General features: G+C 51.7%; 15 protein-coding genes. 13 read left to right on the forward strand and 2 right to left on the reverse strand.

Features of this window, described 5'->3' with window-relative positions; genetic code table 11:
• Positions 1 to 103 precede the first annotated feature (103 nt).
• Together DXT99_RS22730 and DXT99_RS22735 are read right to left on the reverse strand one after the other, a co-directional pair.
• Positions 104 to 2,020, reverse strand: a complete 1,917-nt coding sequence (locus DXT99_RS22730; RefSeq protein WP_115567892.1) for a peroxiredoxin family protein — start codon at positions 2,018 to 2,020, stop codon at positions 104 to 106.
• Positions 2,021 to 2,228: 208 nt separating this feature from the next.
• Positions 2,229 to 3,137, reverse strand: a complete 909-nt coding sequence (locus DXT99_RS22735; RefSeq protein ID WP_115567893.1) for a DUF72 domain-containing protein — start codon at positions 3,135 to 3,137, stop codon at positions 2,229 to 2,231.
• A 347-nt stretch (positions 3,138 to 3,484) separates the two neighbouring features.
• Between DXT99_RS22735 and DXT99_RS22740 the strand changes: the two genes are divergently transcribed.
• The 13 genes from DXT99_RS22740 (at position 3,485) to DXT99_RS22800 (ending at position 17,698) form a co-directional block, all read left to right on the forward strand.
• Positions 3,485 to 4,123: a septal ring lytic transglycosylase RlpA family protein gene (locus DXT99_RS22740; protein ID WP_115567894.1), complete on the forward strand. Its 639-nt coding sequence runs from the start codon at positions 3,485 to 3,487 to the stop codon at positions 4,121 to 4,123.
• A 237-nt stretch (positions 4,124 to 4,360) separates the two neighbouring features.
• The gene (locus DXT99_RS22745; protein ID WP_115567895.1) at positions 4,361 to 6,007 is read left to right on the forward strand and encodes a TldD/PmbA family protein; all 1,647 of its coding nucleotides are present in this window, start codon (positions 4,361 to 4,363) and stop codon (positions 6,005 to 6,007) included.
• A 32-nt stretch (positions 6,008 to 6,039) separates the two neighbouring features.
• On the forward strand, positions 6,040 to 7,356 hold the full coding sequence (locus DXT99_RS22750; protein WP_115567896.1) for a TldD/PmbA family protein: 1,317 nt from the start codon (positions 6,040 to 6,042) through the stop codon (positions 7,354 to 7,356).
• A 102-nt stretch (positions 7,357 to 7,458) separates the two neighbouring features.
• Positions 7,459 to 8,076, forward strand: coding sequence for a DUF4159 domain-containing protein (locus DXT99_RS22755; RefSeq protein WP_115567897.1), 618 nt, complete (start codon positions 7,459 to 7,461; stop codon positions 8,074 to 8,076).
• A gap of 236 nt (positions 8,077 to 8,312) precedes the next feature.
• Positions 8,313 to 9,308, forward strand: coding sequence for an AAA family ATPase (locus tag DXT99_RS22760; protein ID WP_115567898.1), 996 nt, complete (start codon positions 8,313 to 8,315; stop codon positions 9,306 to 9,308).
• Between the two features lie 25 nt (positions 9,309 to 9,333).
• On the forward strand, positions 9,334 to 9,888 hold the full coding sequence (locus DXT99_RS22765) for a hypothetical protein (protein ID WP_115567899.1): 555 nt from the start codon (positions 9,334 to 9,336) through the stop codon (positions 9,886 to 9,888).
• The gene (locus DXT99_RS22770) at positions 9,881 to 10,774 is read left to right on the forward strand and encodes a DUF58 domain-containing protein (RefSeq protein WP_115567900.1); all 894 of its coding nucleotides are present in this window, start codon (positions 9,881 to 9,883) and stop codon (positions 10,772 to 10,774) included. Before DXT99_RS22765 ends, DXT99_RS22770 begins: the two co-directional genes overlap by 8 nt.
• A 142-nt stretch (positions 10,775 to 10,916) precedes the next feature.
• Positions 10,917 to 12,422 (forward strand): BatA domain-containing protein, encoded by a 1,506-nt coding sequence (locus DXT99_RS22775; RefSeq protein ID WP_115567901.1) that lies wholly within the window; start codon positions 10,917 to 10,919, stop codon positions 12,420 to 12,422.
• A gap of 2 nt (positions 12,423 to 12,424) precedes the next feature.
• Positions 12,425 to 14,611, forward strand: coding sequence for a DUF4175 family protein (locus tag DXT99_RS22780; protein WP_115567902.1), 2,187 nt, complete (start codon positions 12,425 to 12,427; stop codon positions 14,609 to 14,611).
• A gap of 98 nt (positions 14,612 to 14,709) precedes the next feature.
• Positions 14,710 to 15,204 (forward strand): DUF1905 domain-containing protein, encoded by a 495-nt coding sequence (locus tag DXT99_RS22785; RefSeq protein WP_115567903.1) that lies wholly within the window; start codon positions 14,710 to 14,712, stop codon positions 15,202 to 15,204.
• Between the two features lie 12 nt (positions 15,205 to 15,216).
• Entirely contained in the window at positions 15,217 to 17,016 is a 1,800-nt protein-coding gene (locus DXT99_RS22790; protein WP_246000967.1) for a hypothetical protein, read from the forward strand.
• A 92-nt stretch (positions 17,017 to 17,108) separates the two neighbouring features.
• Positions 17,109 to 17,297, forward strand: a complete 189-nt coding sequence (locus DXT99_RS22795) for a hypothetical protein (RefSeq protein ID WP_115567905.1) — start codon at positions 17,109 to 17,111, stop codon at positions 17,295 to 17,297.
• The gene (locus tag DXT99_RS22800; RefSeq protein ID WP_147294283.1) at positions 17,276 to 17,698 is read left to right on the forward strand and encodes a hypothetical protein; all 423 of its coding nucleotides are present in this window, start codon (positions 17,276 to 17,278) and stop codon (positions 17,696 to 17,698) included. Before DXT99_RS22795 ends, DXT99_RS22800 begins: the two co-directional genes overlap by 22 nt.
• The last annotated feature ends 109 nt before the right edge of the window (positions 17,699 to 17,807 follow it).

The following is a 17,807-nucleotide window of genomic DNA, read 5'->3' on the forward strand; positions in this document are numbered from 1 at the left end:
TATTCGGACCGGGATGTCCGAATGAGCAGTGAATTGTTATTCCGGCAATCCTGGAATCCTGATGCTGACAGGTTAGTTCTAGCGCAGGGGACCACAACAGCTACTATTCGCTACAGGCCATCTCTATCATCAGAAGCAATTCTCTTAGCGCCTGGTCTTCAGGAGAAAGAATGTGGCCTGCTTTTTTGAACCGCAAATTGCCTGCTGCATCAATCACAAGCTTGGTAGGTAAGCCATTTATTTTATAAAGCTCTTTTGCAACGGTATCATCCTCGTCCATCAGCATCTGGAAAGGCATTTTATACTTCTTTTTGTAGTCTCGCACGGCCTTCTTTTTGTCTTTTTCGGTTTCACCGGTGTTCACAAACAGAAAGACCACATCATCATCTCCTTTGTGCCGCTGTATGGCATCTCCCATAGTTCTTAAGGAGCCTAAGCATGGAGCGCACCAGGTTGCCCAGAAACCCACCACTACTGTTTTTCCTTTCAGTGAAGACAGTTTGACAATTTTCCCGTCTAGGTCCTTCAACTCAAAATCCAGGGCAGGTTCGGAAAGTATCTCTTTTTGCAGGCGCTCCCGTGTCCTGACATTGGCAGATGCTTCTGTGCTGGCTAACCAAAAGGATTCAAATCCGTCTTCACTTTTTTTGTCGTGCACATACAGCTGCCTGTAAAAATCCTTATAGGTGTCGCTTTCTATTCCTTCGGCAATCTTTGCCTTTACTAAAGTACGGGCAGTAGTATAGTCTTCCGTTTTTAGTAGCACCTCCACATATGGCTCCACTATCATATGATGCATACTCTTCTGGGTTAGCTCATAAGCTTCTGCCAGGTAAGGCAGTGCCGTAGCGGGCTCTTCCATATTCAGGTATAACTGTCCATAGCTTGCGGCACATAAACCCAGCGTGTTTTCCCGATGCACAAGCCATTCTTTTTCTGAAAGAACAGCAGGCTTCTCCTGCGTAGGCTTTGCAAGTTCTGCTACAGCATTCTGGTATGCGAAGTGAACGAACTCCTGTGTCACCTCCAGGTGCTCGTTACGCTGGATTAGAGCGTTGGAGAAGCTTCTGTATACGTCGCCGTTTTTTGATTTTGGGAATGTGGCGATCATGGCTTCGAAGCCAGCAATATCGCCTGCCCTGGCATATTCCTCTGCTAACGCAACATACTCTTCCTGCCAGTCATGCTCGGGGAAATCATTTGTAAGCGCAAGCAGCAGTTCCGCCTTTTTTGCTAGATCAGGTTCGTTTCGGTAGCTTTCTGTTCTTTCTTCTCTAACCACCTGCCCCTGGGGCCAGTGTTTACGCAGCAGAAAATCATAGGCATCCGCTTTATCCGCTTTCCCGTAACTGCGGTACGTGTCGTGCAGCACCAGCATCTCTTCCTCCGTCAGGTTTGGTTGTCGTGCCAGCCAGTCCAGGGCTGCTAAAACTACTGCTGATTCTTTCCCGCGCGCCTCAAGCAGTGCTTTGATATAGGGTAACATGTAGGGCCGCTTCAGCGCAGGTTCTTTCTCAAATTCCTGTTCAAAAAGTATAAGTGCCAGGTCAGCATCATATTTAATTTTCAGGTGATACTGTGCTTCCTGCAGCATGGCTGCCGTTACCAGTGTTGCCCCCTGCACAAGATGGTTCCTTTTGTTGTGCAGCAGTATAGGGTAACCCTTGCCTTTGTTTCTGTCGACTTTATAATTACTGTCTTCCCTGTAGCTGTTCTGAAACTTAAGGTATACACCCTGTGCTGCTTTAGAAGGCTTTAGTGTTCCCCTCCAACCGCCAGGCTGGTGTTTCTTAAGTAGAACATCATACGCATGCGTCTTACCCTCCGCATACTCGTAAGCAACGGCCGTTATTTCCTGTTCGCCTTCCAGTTCTGTGCCAGCAGGTTGATAGGTGAATAGAATCATTTCGCCTTGCCTGGGCTGGTCACGGTCCAGAATTAGGTTGCCTGCAGCTTCCTGGCTCCAGGCAGCTGTAGCATGCAAAAGTATCGCAATAAGAAGTATAGGCTTCTTTATCATAGCATCATATTAAGGTGTAGTGCTATGGCAGGACTTAACCTGCAAGTACGTGTAACAACAGGTAAAAGCAGTTTGTAAATGAATAGTACGATTTCCTGAAAATTGCGTCTATAAAATAAGCTTATACTATACCTGCCAAATCAGGTATTGAGTAAAAGCATTTGATTGGTCTGCTGAACCGAGATTTGCACACAGCCAGAAGTAGCCTTCAAAACAGCTCCCCCTGTACCGGTTGCACATACTTCTTCGGAGGCTTCAAGTCAAAGCCACATACTTTGTTCAGTTGCTGGATGAGGTAAGTGGCCAGTTCCGGAGCCAGCACGTTATCCGGTTCATGAACAAAGAAGTAGAGCTGGCGCAGTCCATGGTCGAACCACTGCTGCAGGCGCTCCACCCAGGCATCAATGCGGGTATAATCTGTTGGGTGCAGCCCATTGCCCACAAACCGGACCATGGCTGAAGGCGTGGTAAGGCGCATGTGCAGCACATCGCGGCGTCCGGCCACATCGGTGAGCACGGTGCCTGCCTTGTGCTTCTCCAGCACCTCAAACAGCTCCCGCGATGCCCCACTGTCTGCAAACCAGGCGGGGTGGCGCAATTCTACCGTGATCGGTATGCTTTCCGGAATAAACTGGAGGAATATCTCCAGGTCGGGCAGCTGGCGCGGACTAAAGCTGGGAGAGAGCTGCAGAAAAGCATTACCCAGTTTGTCTTCCAGGCCTGCAATGGCTCCGCAGAAGGCAGCTGTTATATCTTGGGTGCTACGCAAAGCGGCTTCGTGGCTGATGAGCTGCGGAAATTTAGGGCAAAAGGTAAACCCCTGCGGTACTGTCTGCCGCCAGCGGTCGATGGTATCGGGGCTTGGGATATGGTAGTGTGTGCTGTTAAGCTCAATGGTGCTGAACTGCTTTCCGTACCATAGCAAAGAATCTTTCTCCCGCATGCTGCTGGGATAGATGTCGCCTACCCATGCTTTGTTCACCCACACCGGCAGCCCAATGTATACGCTGGGCTTAATATACGAGCCGGACTGCTGAAGTAAAGGCAGTGTGTCGGGGTGGTTGGGGGGCAGTGTAAAGTCTACACTGCTAATGTCTTGTAGCTTTCCAAAGTCCATCCTTTCAGTTTTGTTTTCCTATACGTTTTCGGTTAGATGAAGGCGGAAAGAAGCAGCCCATGGCAGCCCCTTCTGCTCCCGAAAAAGGTAAAAGTTAGCTTTTATTTCCCCCGGTTCAATTTTTATTTCAAATTTTTTTCATTATTTTTTATAGTTTATATTCTATGCTTCTAACACATGAAAAGATGGTCATACGTGCCAAAATCGCACTTTTTTCTAAATCATGACTTACAGCGTCGGTAGCCATTGAAGCCGTATCCCTCTACATCCAAGGGCTATAAACGCCGTATAAGGCTCAATTTGAGAAATTTTGTCTACCTTTACAGCTTCACCAACTAGTAAGCTATATGATTAATAATAGAAAGTGCTACATTTTATCAGTAATCATTTTTCTATTCATCGGTATCAGTCAGCCCCTACTTGCACAAACCACCGACACCCAAAAGGGCCAGGCTTCGTGGTACGGAAGCCAATACCACGGTAAAAAAACCAGCAGCGGTGAGCTCTACAACAAGAACAAAATGACCGCCGCGCATAAAACACTTCCCTTCGGCACGAAGGTGAAAGTGACTAACCTCGAAAACAATGAGTCCGTGATTGTCCGCATCAACGACAGAGGACCATTTGTGGGAGACCGCATTATTGATGTATCAGAGGTGGCAGCCAGGGAACTTGAATTCCACAAGGCTGGCATCGGAAACGTAAAAGTGGAAGTGCTGGAGCTGCCAGAAGATTATAACCCTAAGAACGCAGGCGTTTTCACCATCCAAACAGGTACGTATACCAGCATCAGGAACGCAGAACAGCTCAGCCAGAAACTAAAAGCCTTTGACAGACACCTGGATATAGAGCTGACAAATGAGCAGTTCAGAGGCAAGAAAATACACCGCATTAAAGCGGGTCGTTTCGAGAGCCGCCAGCAAGCAGAAGCCTTCAACGAACTGTTAAAAGAAGAGGGGCTTTCAGGTCTTGTGAAAGAAGCATAAGCAACATATCATTTTCTCTTAAGAAGCAGAAAGCGCAGGATTCACTATCCTGCGCTTTCTGCTTCTTAACGTTTTGCGTAGCCTGTTGGCATGCCAATTCTGAGGGGGGCACCACATTCATCCATGAAATGATGCTTTTTAACAGATAATCGGCGGGGTAACTTTGAAAAGCAAGCACATTTATTTATACTTAGCTACCGAAACGAATGCTTAAACCTGTAACTAACCTAACATACCTTGAAAAGAAGAAATTTCCTTGAACTATCGGCACTGGGTTTCGGAGGCTTAATGCTGCCTTCTATCCCTGTGTTCGGCGACATCGTTTCGCCGGAGCGCATGCTGGAGCAGGTAGACCCTGCGCTGAAAAAGCGCCTGGCCGATGTGGCGCTGAATACAGCGAAATCAAGAGGTGCCAATTACGCTGATGTGCGCATTGGCCGCTATCTGCAGCAGTATATTTTTACCCGTGAAAAGCAGGTGCAGAACATTGTGAATGCAGAATCCTTTGGCGTAGGAGTGCGTGTGCTGGCAGACGGCACATGGGGCTTTGCCGCCACGTCCGATGTGTCGGATAAAGGCGTGGCGAAAGCCGCTGAGCAGGCCGTGGCCATTGCCAGGGCAAATGCAAAGCTGCAGAAAGAGCCGGTGCAACTGGCCCCGGTACAGGGCTATGGGGAGGTGAGCTGGCAAACCCCTATTGAGAAAAACGCTTTTGAAGTGCCTGTAGGCGAAAAGGCCGACTTATTATTAGCCGCTAATGCTGCAGCAATGGACAATGGCGCCAGTTTTGTAAACTCCGCCCTGTTCCAGGTGAACGAGCAGAAGTACTTTGCTTCTACCGAAGGTTCTTATATTGACCAGGACATCCACCGCATCTGGCCGAACTTTACTGTAACGGCTGTAGATAAGGCTTCAGGTAAGTTTAAAACCCGTGAGGCGCTGAGCGCACCAATGGGTATGGGCTATGAGTACATGAATCCAAAGGCATCGGAGAAAATTAACGGACCGGCGGGCACTGGCCTAGTAGGTTACCGCTATGCCTACGACATGCTGGAGGATGCCACACTGGCTGCCAAACAGGCAAAAGAAAAGCTGACAGCCAAATCGGTGATGGCAGGCAAGTATGACCTCGTACTTGACCCGAACCACCTCGGCCTCACTATTCACGAATCTGTAGGCCACCCGCTGGAGCTGGACCGCGTATTGGGCTATGAGGCAAACTATGCCGGTACCTCTTTTGCCACGCTCGATAAGTGGAAGACCAAGAACTTTAAGTATGGCTCTGATAAAGTAAACATCTTTGCAGATAAAATTCAGCCGGGCTCATTGGGGTATGTGGGCTGGGATGACGAAGGCGTGAAGACGAAGAAGTGGGATTTGATTAAGGATGGTACGCTCGTGAATTACCAGGCCATCCGTGACCAGGCGCACATCATTAACGAAGACGAATCGCATGGTTGCTGCTACGCCGATAGCTGGAGCTCTGTGCAGTTCCAGCGCATGCCAAACGTATCGCTGGCACCGGGCAGGGAGAAAAAGAACGTAGATCAGCTGATTGCAGGCGTAGACAAAGGCATTTACATCGCCGGCCGTGGCTCCTACTCTATCGACCAGCAGCGTTACAATTTCCAGTTTGGTGGCACCACCTTCCACGAAATTAAGAACGGTAAAATTGTGGGTCCGCTGGAGGACGTGGCGTACCAGAGCAACACCCAGGAATTCTGGAACTCCTGCGCCGACATGTGTGATGAAAGTGACTACCGCATGTTCGGCTCCTTCTTTGACGGAAAGGGTCAGCCTAGCCAAATCAGCGCAGTGTCACACGGCTCCGCACACACCCGCTTTAATGGTGTGAACGTGATCAATACGGCGCGTAAGATTTAGTCTTTTCACCTTCAAAATTAGCATCAATCAAAATGGCGATATTAACACAAGCAGAAGCACAGGCGATACTAAAAAAGGCGCTGGGTTTCTCAAAGGCTGATGAGTGTGAGATAACACTTAACGGCAACACAGGCGGTAATATCCGCTATGCCAGAAATGAGGTATCTACGAGCGGCGCAGAAGAAAATGTGTCTATGTCGGTAGAGTCCCGTTTCGGCAAGCGCTCGGGTGTAGCAACTATCAATGAGTTTGACGATCAATCTTTGGAGAAGGTCATCAGACGCTCAGAAGAAACAGCGCGCCTGGCTCCTGAAAGCCCGGAGTATATAGCCTTTTTAGGCCCACAGAAGTATACCATCACCAAAGAGTTTTTCGACAGCACCAACAATGTGGATCCGGCTTACCGTGCCGATGCCGCTGCCAAAAGCATTGCCGCTGCTTCTGCCAAAAACTTAACAGCAGCCGGTTTTCTGGAGCATTACAGCAATTTCACCGCTAAGATGAACTCGAAAGGCCTGTTTGCCTACCATCCTTCTACGGTGGTGGATTTCTCAGTAACCATGCGCACCGAAGATGGCACCGGTTCCGGTTATGTTACGCAGGACTATAGCGATATTAGCAAACTGGATACAGGAAAGGCCTCTCAGATCGCCGCCGAAAAGGCTGCTAACTCCCGAAACGCCAGAGCGCTGGAGCCAGGTAAGTATACTGTTATTTTAGAGCCTGCCGCTTCCATTGACCTGCTCCGCAATATGTTCAGCAACATGGACCAGCGTGCTGCCGAGGAAGGCCGAAGCTTCCTGAGCAAATCAGGGGGGCAGACAAAGAAAGGCGAGAAACTGGTAGATGAGCGCATTACTGTATATTCAGACCCGTCTAACCCGGAAGTGCCTGCTGCTCCGTTTGCAGGCGATGGCCGTCCACAGCAGAAAGTAACCTGGATAGAAAACGGTGTGGTGAAGAACCTTTATAACACCCGCTACTGGGCTTCCAATAAAGGCGCAGCTTCTATTCCGCCTCCGGGTAACACCATCATGGAAGGAGGTAACCAGTCGCTGGAGGATATGATCAAGAGCACGAGCCGCGGCATTCTGGTAACACGCCTGTGGTACATCCGCGCCGTAGACCCGCAGACGCTGCTCTACACCGGCCTTACCCGCGACGGTACGTTCTACATCGAGAACGGCAAAATCATGTACCCGGTCAAAAACTTCCGATTCAACGAGAGCCCTGTTATCATGCTGAACAACCTGGAGGCGCTCGGCAAACCACAGCGCATCAACGGCAGCCTGATTCCGCCGATGAAGATCCGTGACTTTACGTTCACCAGTCTTTCTGATGCGGTATAAGAACTGCTAATCATTCGAATGCCGCATGCAGGATGTCTGTATGCGGCATTCGTTTTACATATTAAACTCTAGACTCAGAACTCAAAATTCATAACTCTACAAGTGCAACCCTTCACCTTCGTGCGCTTACAATACCGCTCCGGCAACTGGGATACCGACCCGCGTATGCCGAGCAACCTGCTGCACTCGCTTATCCAGTATACGACGGTGCAGGTAGAGGAGCAGGAGAAGGTGGTGTCGCTGGAAAGTGCGGAGTTGTTCAACTACCCGTTCAGCTACCTGAGTGGGCATAAGCTGGTGCAGTTTAACCAGAAGGAGCGGCAGAACTTTGAGACCTATGTGCGCAACGGCGGTTTCGTGTTTGTAGATGACTGCAACCACGACATCGATGGCCTTTTTGCCCGTTCTTTTGAAGAGCAGATGCGGCAGATATTCGGGCAGAACGCACTCAAGAAAATCCCGAACAACCACAAACTCTACCGCAGCTTCTTCACCTTCGACGAAGGTCCGCCCACGACATCATTTGAGCTCAACGGCTGGGGCGACGACCTCGTACACGACTACCTGAAGGCTGTTGAAGTGGACGGAAGAATAGCAGTGCTCTACAGCAACAAAGACTACGGCTGTGAATGGGACTACGACTTCCGGAACAAGCGCTGGCTGGCAGAGGATAACACCAAGTTCGGCGTCAACATCATCATGTATGCTTTAACTAGTTGATATTATTAGATTTGAAAATGAGGCTAAAATAAATAGGCTTTTGCCAAGTGCACCTTTGACGATTTTTTGTTTGAGCGTTCAGCGAGTTCAGAATCGTCTTGATTCTTTTGCTTACTTTTCTCATCAAGGAGAAAAGTAAGGCCCCGCCGGCGAGGCGAAAAGCTAAGTCGAAGCTTAAAGCTAAAACTAAGTTTTAAGCCTCGCTAAGAAAACAAATCGTCATTCATCAAATACAAATGACAGAACAAGACATACAATACCTGCTGGGCAAGCTACCACGCCTGAAGCAGGAGATACAGAAAGTAATTGTGGGCCAGGAGGAGGTGTTGGACGAAGTGCTGATTACCTTGCTGGCCGGCGGGCACTGCCTGCTGGAGGGCGTGCCCGGCCTGGCCAAAACACTGCTCGTGCGGACCTTAGCCAATGCTATGGATCTTGGCTTCCGCCGCATACAGTTCACCCCGGACCTGATGCCGACCGATATCTTAGGCACCGAAGTGCTGGAGGAGGACCATGCGACCGGCAAGCGCTTTTTTAAATTCAACGAAGGGCCAATTTTCTCTAATATCGTGCTGGCCGACGAAATAAACCGGACGCCGCCCAAAACGCAGGCCGCCCTGTTGGAGGCGATGCAGGAGTATGAAGTAACCTATGCGGGTAAAACATATGAATTGCCGCGCCCTTTTTTCCTGCTGGCTACCCAGAACCCGATAGAGCAGGCAGGCACCTACCCGCTGCCCGAAGCACAGTTAGACCGTTTCCTGCTCTACATCAAAATCAAATACCCGACGGAGCAGGAAGAGCTGAACATTCTGTCCAACACCACAGGCACCAGGCAGGTGCAGGTGCAATCCAGCATATCCGGCGAGGAGGTACTGCAGCTACGGCAGTTAGTGCGCGAAGTAAGTATCAGCGAAGAGCTGCTGCAATACGTAAACCATATCGTGCGTGCCACCCGCCCCGATACCACCACGGCGGATTTTGTGAAAACATATTGCCGCTGGGGAGCCGGGCCGAGAGCCGGGCAGGCACTTATCCTGACAGCCAAGGCGCGTGCGCTGTTGCACAATCGCTTTGCCGTTACGGCTGCCGATATACAAACCATGGCATACCCTGTGCTCCGCCACCGTGTGCTGGTGAATTTTACGGCAGAAGCAGAACGCATTACGCCTGACCGGGTGGTAGAGGAGTTGCTGCAGCATATAAAATTGCCGAAAGCCGTATTGCTATAGCATAAACAACGTTAAGTTTGAGCATATGCAGGAAGAAGTAGATATAGTTAGGATACCAGAAGACCAGTTAAGAATTCTGAGGAACGTGCTGGGAGAAAGGATTTACTTTTTTTATTCAGATAAGCTACAGGTGGAGCCTGTAGGGGGCAGCTACGTGTTCTGGTCAAATGGTTTTGCACTGGCGCTTTCTACCATTACCCAGGCACCCGGCAAACTCAGAACCTACATCAACATAAGTGCTGATTACAGGACATGCCCAAGAGAGGCGAGTACCTATTATGAATTTGAGATTAATGTGAGCAATGCGCCTTTGTGGCAGGAGGGCTCCCTGCAGTTCGGCAAGCTCTCCAGTTTAAAGATATTCTCTGACCCTATTCTAATGATAGAGATTTACCAGAACTGCAACAAGGCAGGGGAGAGAGGGCGGCTGCATGATTGCGCCATGGTCTTCTACTCGCAAAGCAGTAAATACATGCTGCAGGCAAGGCAGGAACTAGTAGGTGGCGTGAACATTATGCTGAACGACGCCCTGATAGAAACCCGGATTAAGGAATTGAAACTGCGCCATACGCTTGTCTAAAGAAAAATTCATAGACCCCAGGGTACTCGCGACCATCAAAGATTTGCCGCTGCTGGCCAGAACAGTAGTAGAAGGCTTTCTGGCTGGTCAGAACCAAAGCCTGCGGCGCGGGGCCGGGCTAGAGTTCAGCCAGTACCGCAGTTACCAGCCCGGAGACGATCTGCGACAGCTGGACTGGAAAATGTTTGCCCGCTCCGACCGCTACTATATCCGGGAGGCGGAGGTAGACACGAATATCACGGTACGGTTTGTGATAGATGGCAGCGCCTCGATGGCACATGAAGATGCAAACGGCCTGCGCAAGATGGATTATGCCCGTTTCCTTGTAGCCTCGCTGGCATACCTGGCCTCCCTGCAGGGCGATGCCGTGGGTTTGTATGTGCTGCACGAGGAGCAGCTGATTAACCTCACGCCCCGCTCCGATAACATGCACCTGCAGCGCTTCTGGCATCAGTTAAGCGAGGTGGATCCGCAAGGCAAATTTCCGGACACGCAGGCAGCCAGCAACCTGCTCTCCGACAGGCGCCAGAAAGAGCTCACCGTGTTTCTGACAGACCTGTACGAGCAGGAAGACGAAATAACGAACCTGCTTTATAAGTTAGGAGCTCAGCGGCACGAGCTATTGCTGTTTCACCTGATGGCCCGGAATGAGCTGGATTTCAGCTATAGCGGCACCCTCACCTTTGAGGACCTCGAGACAGGACGCACGCTCCAGGTAAGCACCGCCGAACAACGCAAAAGCTACCTCGAAAGGCTACAGGAGTGGCTGCAGCAAACCGAACGCGATATGCGCAGCCGCCAGATTGCCTACGACCGGTTTACAACAGATGAGCCGCTGGACAAAGCCCTCCGCACCTTCCTGCAGAAACGCTTGCTGTACGGGTAAGGGTTAATTGTTAAATTGCTAAATTGTTGTTTTTCGTCATTCCCATACATTCTCTATCTTATGCCGAGGCACTGATGTATAGCCAGCGCATTCAGCATCCGGATAAAATTGATTCAGTCATTCAAAATTCAGTTATTCAAAATTGATATTTCTCGCTCCATACTGGCTCTTTGCTGCATCCGCCATCCTTATTCCCATAGCCATCCATCTATGGAACAAGCGGCAGGGGAAAACGGTGAAGATGGGCAGCCTGCGCTGGCTGGAAGCATCGGCAAGTAACCGCTGGAGTAGCATAAAGCTGAATAATGTGTGGCTGTTGTTGCTGCGCTGCCTTATCCTGCTGCTGTTAGCCGTTGCGTTGGCGCAGCCGGTAATAGTGCGACCGCCGCAAGCCCCGGAAAGCCGGAAAGCCCTGTATGTGGGACAGGAGTTGCTATACGAGTCTTCTATACGGCAGCAGCTTCAGCGTATCATTGACTCGCTGCTGCAGCGCGGCTACAGTTTGCATTCCTATACACCAGATTTTGCCGCTATCTCACAGGAGCAATGGCAACAGTTGAGCAGCAGCACTGCAGATTCAAGCATTCAGAACAGCTCCAACTACTGGGCCCTGCTACCGGCTTTGGCGGAGCGGCACCCACAGCCGCAGGACAGCGTCTGGCTCTTTACTTCTGACCAACAGCAGTATTTTGCAGGCACGCGTCCTGATGGTATACCGGAAAATATCCGTTGGATTCCGGTTGCCTCCGAAGCCACTGCTACCTGGCTACAGGCAGCAGTGCAGACATCTCCTGATAGCCTGCTGCTGTTTGTAGGCAATGGCACCCGCGAAGGCATCACCTACAGCCGTTATCATACTCCTGCCACTGCGCAAACCATTACGGTAAATAACCAGCAGCTACAACTACAAAGGCAGGCCGATACACTGCAGGCAATACTTCCGGACAAAAGCATCAGCCGTGTACATGTACAGACGGAGCCGCTGCAGATAGCCATTCTTGCCAACGAAGCGCAGCAGCCAGAAGTGCGTTACCTGCAAGCAGCCATCAGCGCCATCAGCAGTTATACTGAATGGCCCACCCATATCACCACAGAACAGGACACCACGGCAGACTGGATATTCTGGCTACGGAGCGATGAGGTGCCGCCGCAACTGCAGCAACAGATAGCTGAACAGGGGCTAAAACTGTGGGTGCAGCCTGTCACTGAGCCCAGCGCCATCAAAGCAAGTATGGCTACAACCGGAGAAGAGGTGGCGGTGCACCAGCTTAGCAGAATCATAGGAAATAATGCACAGCAGGCTATCTGGGCAACCCAAAGTGGGGAGGCACTGCTGACGGTGCAGCCAGTTGGCAAGGGCCACTTATACCGTTTCCGGAGCGGCTTTAGCCCGGACTGGAGTGGTTTAGGCCAGAGTGCACAGCTGCCGGAGTTGCTCCTGCCCCTGCTGTTTCCGCAGCAGGAAACAGGCATGCATGACGTGCGGGCGCTGGACGAGCAGCAGCTGATGCCAGCACAGAAAGTAGCAGTCTTTGCGCCGGAAGCCCCGGAGGCGCAGCGTATATCCCTGCTGCCGTGGCTCGTGTTAGCGGCTTTTATATTATTTTTGATAGAAAGGATAATCGCCGGAAGGCGCGCAACAGTATAGGTATGGCTTTAGACAGCAGCATTCGGATTCTCCACCGTATTCGCCGGCAGTATGTGCAGGCGAAGGCGCTGCTGTATGCCCTGCAGGCATTGGCAGTTGTGGCTGTGGGCGTCGCTGTACTCTATAAGTGGCAGTTTGAAGTACCTGTGTTTGCTGCTACAGCTATTGCCATCATGTTGGCGGCAGTAGTTTATTTCGGGATGCGCTGGAGCAGTATCCGGGAAACAGATTTGCAGCAGGTGGCGCGGCACCTTAACCGGCAGTACCCGCAACTGGAAGACAGTACAGGACTGCTCCTCCGCGATTCAGGCAGTCTTAACCTACTAGAAAGGCTGCAGCAGCAGAGAATAGTCGCTACTCTCCAGGAGCTTCATCCGGAGAAAGAGAAGGCCTTTAGCCTGCGCAGTACCGCAACCTATGTGGCACTGGGCCTGGCCCTGGTGTTATCAGCAGGTATTTTATATCTACCAGCAGCTCCGCTTGCATCAACGGATGCACCAAAGGAGATACAGGTAGAATTTCCGGATGCACCTCCCGTTGCAACTGACACGGCTACTGTCATAGAGAAAATAGATATCACTATCACGCCTCCGGCCTATACTGGTAAAAGCACGTACCAAGCTGAAAGTCCGAATATACGTGTGGAAGAAGGAGCAGCTGTCAGCTGGCGCATCCGCACAAACAAACCTGCCAAGACTTTGCAGCTTGTGCTGAATGAAGACGTGGCGGCGGATTTCACAGCAGAGGGAGAAGCGTATACTTTGTCGCGCCGCTTTTCGGAGCCTGCCGTGTACCACCTCAACCTCAACGGGCAGAAGTCTGCTTTCTATACAATAGAGATTACCCCAGACGAGCCTCCGGTTATACAGGTGCAGCAACCGAAGCAGTACACCGAGATTCTGTTTGGGGAGCCGCAGCGCGTGAACCTGCAGGCGCAGCTCACCGACGACTACGGCATCCGGGAAGCCAACATGATAGCAACTGTAGCCAAGGGCTCCGGCGAGGCGGTAAAGTTCAGGGAGGAGAAAATCAGCCTTGGCCTGAGCGGCACCCGCCGCAGCTTTGCGGTGAACCAGACGCTTGACCTGCAGCAACTGGGTATGACCTATGGCGATGAACTATACTTTTACGTGCAGGCCTGGGACAACCACCGTGGCTACACCCGCTCCGAGACATACTTTGTGCAGATAGAGGACACCACCATTGTAGAAGCTTCTTTTGACATGTCGATGGGAGTGAACCCGGTGCCGGAGTATTTCCGCAGTCAGCGCCAGATCATTATCGATACAGAGAAACTACTGGAGGAGCAGAAAAGTATCTCACGCACCGCCTTTGAGGAGCGCTCCAACAATATTGGTGTAGACCAAAAGCTGCTGCGCCTGCGCTATGGCAAGTTTTTAGGCGAGGAGTCTGAATCAGGCATCGGTCCGGGAGGCGGCATACCGGAAGGAGAAGAAGGGCATGAGGCAGAACAGCATTCCGCTGACGATGGCCACGACCACCCGGAGTTCGAAAACCAGAATGACCCGCAGGCGCTGCTCGACCCTTACATGCACAAGCACGACCAGGAAGGCGAGGCCACCATTTTTGAGCCTGCCGTGAAAGCCAAACTAAAAGGAGCGCTGGCGCAGATGTGGGAAGCCGAATTGCGCCTGCGCACGCACAAACCCAAAGAGGCGCTGCCCTTCGAATACAAAGCGCTGCGCATGTTAAAAGAAGTACAGCAATCGCAGCGGGCTTATGTGGCCAAAACAGGTTTTGAGGCCCCGCCCTTGAAAGAGCCTGAACTGCGCCTGTCGGGAGAACTGGACAAAATTACGCCACTGTCTGAAAGGCAGACTATTAAAGCGGAGACAAAGTTGCCCCATACCCGTGCAGCCCTGGATTGGCTGGAGCGTTATAAAAGACAAGGAAAGTACAGGCAGCAGGATGTACAGGTGCTGGAGCAGGCAGGGCAGGAGCTGGCACAGCAGGCATTGAACAGGCCCGGCAATTACCTGCGTGCCCTGCAGGACCTGCGCAGTCTTATATCTGACATGAACAGCGGGGAAGCTCTCTGTCCGTCATGTCTGCGCACAGTCGAGCAGGCCTGGGTGGCGCTGCTGCCACCTGCGGAAAAGACACCGCAGCCGCAGCGCGTGCAGCGGGGCAAACTGGCGCAGGAGTATAGGAAGCAGCTGCAGCAGTAGTCCCAGACGCTCGCAGGAGCTGCGCACGCTGCGAGGTCTTTTGAAACAAGGCGGAACGAAATAGAAAAGCTTGCGAAACAACATACAACATCAAAAGCATGATTCACTTTCAAACCCACATTGGCTTACTCTCTCACCTCCCCGGCATACATTACCTGGAGGTGCCGAAGGAAGTAGTACAGGAGCTCGGAAAAGGGCGCCTGTACTGCACCGTGAATGGCAAGCTGAAGTTCCAATGCGGGTTGATGGCACTGGGTGAGGGCAAAGCATACATCAGCATCAGCAAAAAGCGCATGCAGGAAACAGGCGTAAAGTTGGGTGATACTATAGCAGCAACTTTAGAGAGAGATGAGAGCCAGTTTGGTACAGAGGTGCCCGCTGAGATGGAAGAACTGCTGCGGCAAGACGAGGAAGGGAACCGGCGCTTTCTGCTGCTGAAGCCGGGCATGCAGCGCTATATGCTGCAACACGTTGCTGGTGTGAATAACCCGCAGCTGCGCGTGGACCGTGCCATCACTTTAATTGAAAATCTGAAAAAGCTGCCGGAGGGGAAAGAGAACTTCCGAGCGATGCTGGGTTTGCCCCCGCGATAAAAGATACGAATTATGTTACCACTTACCTGGCTTATTGCGATACCTGTTCTACTGCTCCTGCTGTGGCTGGCCTGGCGACGCCCCAACCGGCAGCGGCTGGTGTGGCGACTGCTAGCCAGTGTAGTGGCAGGCATCAGCTTGATGTTGCTGGTTTTTCCGCCAACTACACAACAAGCTATTAGCCCCAGCACTGCCATTCTTTTAACCGAAGGATATAGTGCGGATACGCTACAGCAATTGCTTCAAAGGTCAGATGCTGAACCACAGGTTTATGCCTACGGCACTATGGCGGATGATGCCACGCCTGTCGGGAGCCTGCACCGCTTACGGCAGGAGCAACCGGGTCTCAGGCAGGTGCATTTGCTGGGATACGGTTTAAAGAAAGAGGAGCTGCAGCCGCTGAAAGACGTGCAGGTACAACTGCATCTTTCCACTACACCGGCAGGTACGGCCGCTATACATTGGCCTGAAAGCGTGAAATTGGGAGAGGCCGTAGAAGTAGCTAGCCAATATAAAAAGGAAGGGGAGGCAAGTACTTGGCTTTACCTGATGGCTGCGGGCCAGGTGCGGGATTCTGTGGAAATGGCAGCGGACACGACAGCTACTTTCAGGCTACGGTATACACCGAAGCAGGCAGGGCAGTTTGTTTATCATGTGGTGGAAAAGTCAGGAAACGCCGCCGACACACTGGGGCAGGTGCCGGTGCTGGTGAGGCCGGTGCAGGAGGTAGGTGTGCTGCTGCTGGCTTCGTCGCCGCTGTTCGAGTTCCGTTTCCTGAAGAACCACCTGGCGGAGTTACAGCACCGGGTAGCTTTCCGCACGACCATCAGCAAGGGCATGAGCCAAAGCGAGTGGCTCAACATGCCCCGCCACAATCTCAGTCGCCTCACGCCAAAACTATTGCAGCAGTTTGATGTGGTAATTACGGAGCCACAGGCATTACAGAACTTAAGTGCCGGAGAACGGGCCACCTTAGAACGCGCCGTAAGAGAAGAGGGCTTGGGCATACTTACCATTGCCAGCGCACCAGCCAATAGCCGCAGCACGAGCTTCTTCACGGCCTTCCAGACGCGGCGGCTCTCGCAGCAGGATACCCGCAGCACCCGCGCCTCCTGGGCAGACAATACTACTGCCACCGCTACTGCAGCACCTTATACGCTAGTGAATACAACGGCTGTAGCAGGCTTGGTAGCAGAGCAGAACGATCAGTTTTTAGCAGGTGCAAAACGGGCAGGATGGGGTAAAGTAGCCATGAGCCTGGTGCCGCAGACGTTTCCGTGGCAGCTGGAGGGGAAAGAGGAGGTATATGCCAGCTATTGGGCAAACTTATTGTCGGCAGTGGCAAAGCAGGAGGTGCAGGAAAGGTTCTGGCAGCTTACCTCGCCGCAAGTACCCAGACCAAACCAGCCGCTTACGCTTACCTTCACGGACTATACCGCCGCTGGAGCTGATGTGCCTTCCGCTGTCGTGACCGATGTGGCAGATTCTTCCAGCGTTGACCTGCCGCTGGCGCGGCATCCCTTACAGCCCACACAGTTCAGCGGTACCTTCTGGCCCCGCCGCAGCGGCTGGCACCAGGTGCAGACACTGGATGCCGCGCCTTATCACTTCTTCGTGCAGGACTCCACCGACTGGACTTTTACAGCCATACAGGAAAGGCAGCAGGAGACATTGGCTTTTGTCGCGCAGCAAAACACCGCTTCTGCTGCTGAAACGGCTGTGGCCTATAAAGAAGAGCCGGTGTCACTTATTTGGTTCGTTCTGCTGTTTGTGCTGAGCAGTGGCTTCCTGTGGCTGGAGGAGAAGTTTTAGGGTTTGTAGCAGCCTTTGGTGCAGACGCTCACAGGAGCTGCGCACGCTGCGAGGTCTTTTAGCAAAGTTCACGCAAGTTCGTATAGGGATAGATGCAGAAGATAACCTCGCTGGAACCGGGAAAGTACTATCACCTCTACACCCGGGGCAACAACAAAGAAACGCTGTTCAGGCACCCGGACAATTATGCTTATTTTCTGCAGCTCTACCGGAAATATATAACGCCTTACGTTGATACATTTGCCTATTGCCTAATCACGTGCACTTCCTTATCCGGATAAAGGAGGAGGATGCGCTGAGGCCATCAAGGACAACAGAGGACGCAACGAAGTTGATAAGTGTGCAGCGGCAGTTGGCGCACCTGCTTAATGCTTACGCTAAAACAATAAACAATCGATACGACCGCATCGGGCGGCTGTTCCAGCACCGGTTCGGCAGGAAAGAAGTGACATCGGAGGCTTATTTTACCAGGCTTATCTATTACATTCATTTCAATCCACAGCACCATGGCCTGATAGAAGACTTCAGCGATTGGCCCTATTCCTCTTACCACAGTATTCTTTCAAAAAGTAAAACAGCTCTGCAGCGGGAGGATGTGCTGGAGTTGTTTGGAGGAAGAGACTGCTATAAAGCCTTCCACGAAGAAAACGCCGCTGACTTCACCTGGAGCTGCTACATTTGAGTGGACATATAGTTAAGCGAAAAACCTATAACTTAACACTATGTCACAAGAGAGAAGAAAGTTCGACAAAGAATTCAAGGTGATGGCTGTAGAGCTCAGCAAGACCAGG

The organism is Pontibacter diazotrophicus, from assembly GCF_003367245.1.
GTDB classification, from domain to species: domain Bacteria; phylum Bacteroidota; class Bacteroidia; order Cytophagales; family Hymenobacteraceae; genus Pontibacter; species Pontibacter diazotrophicus.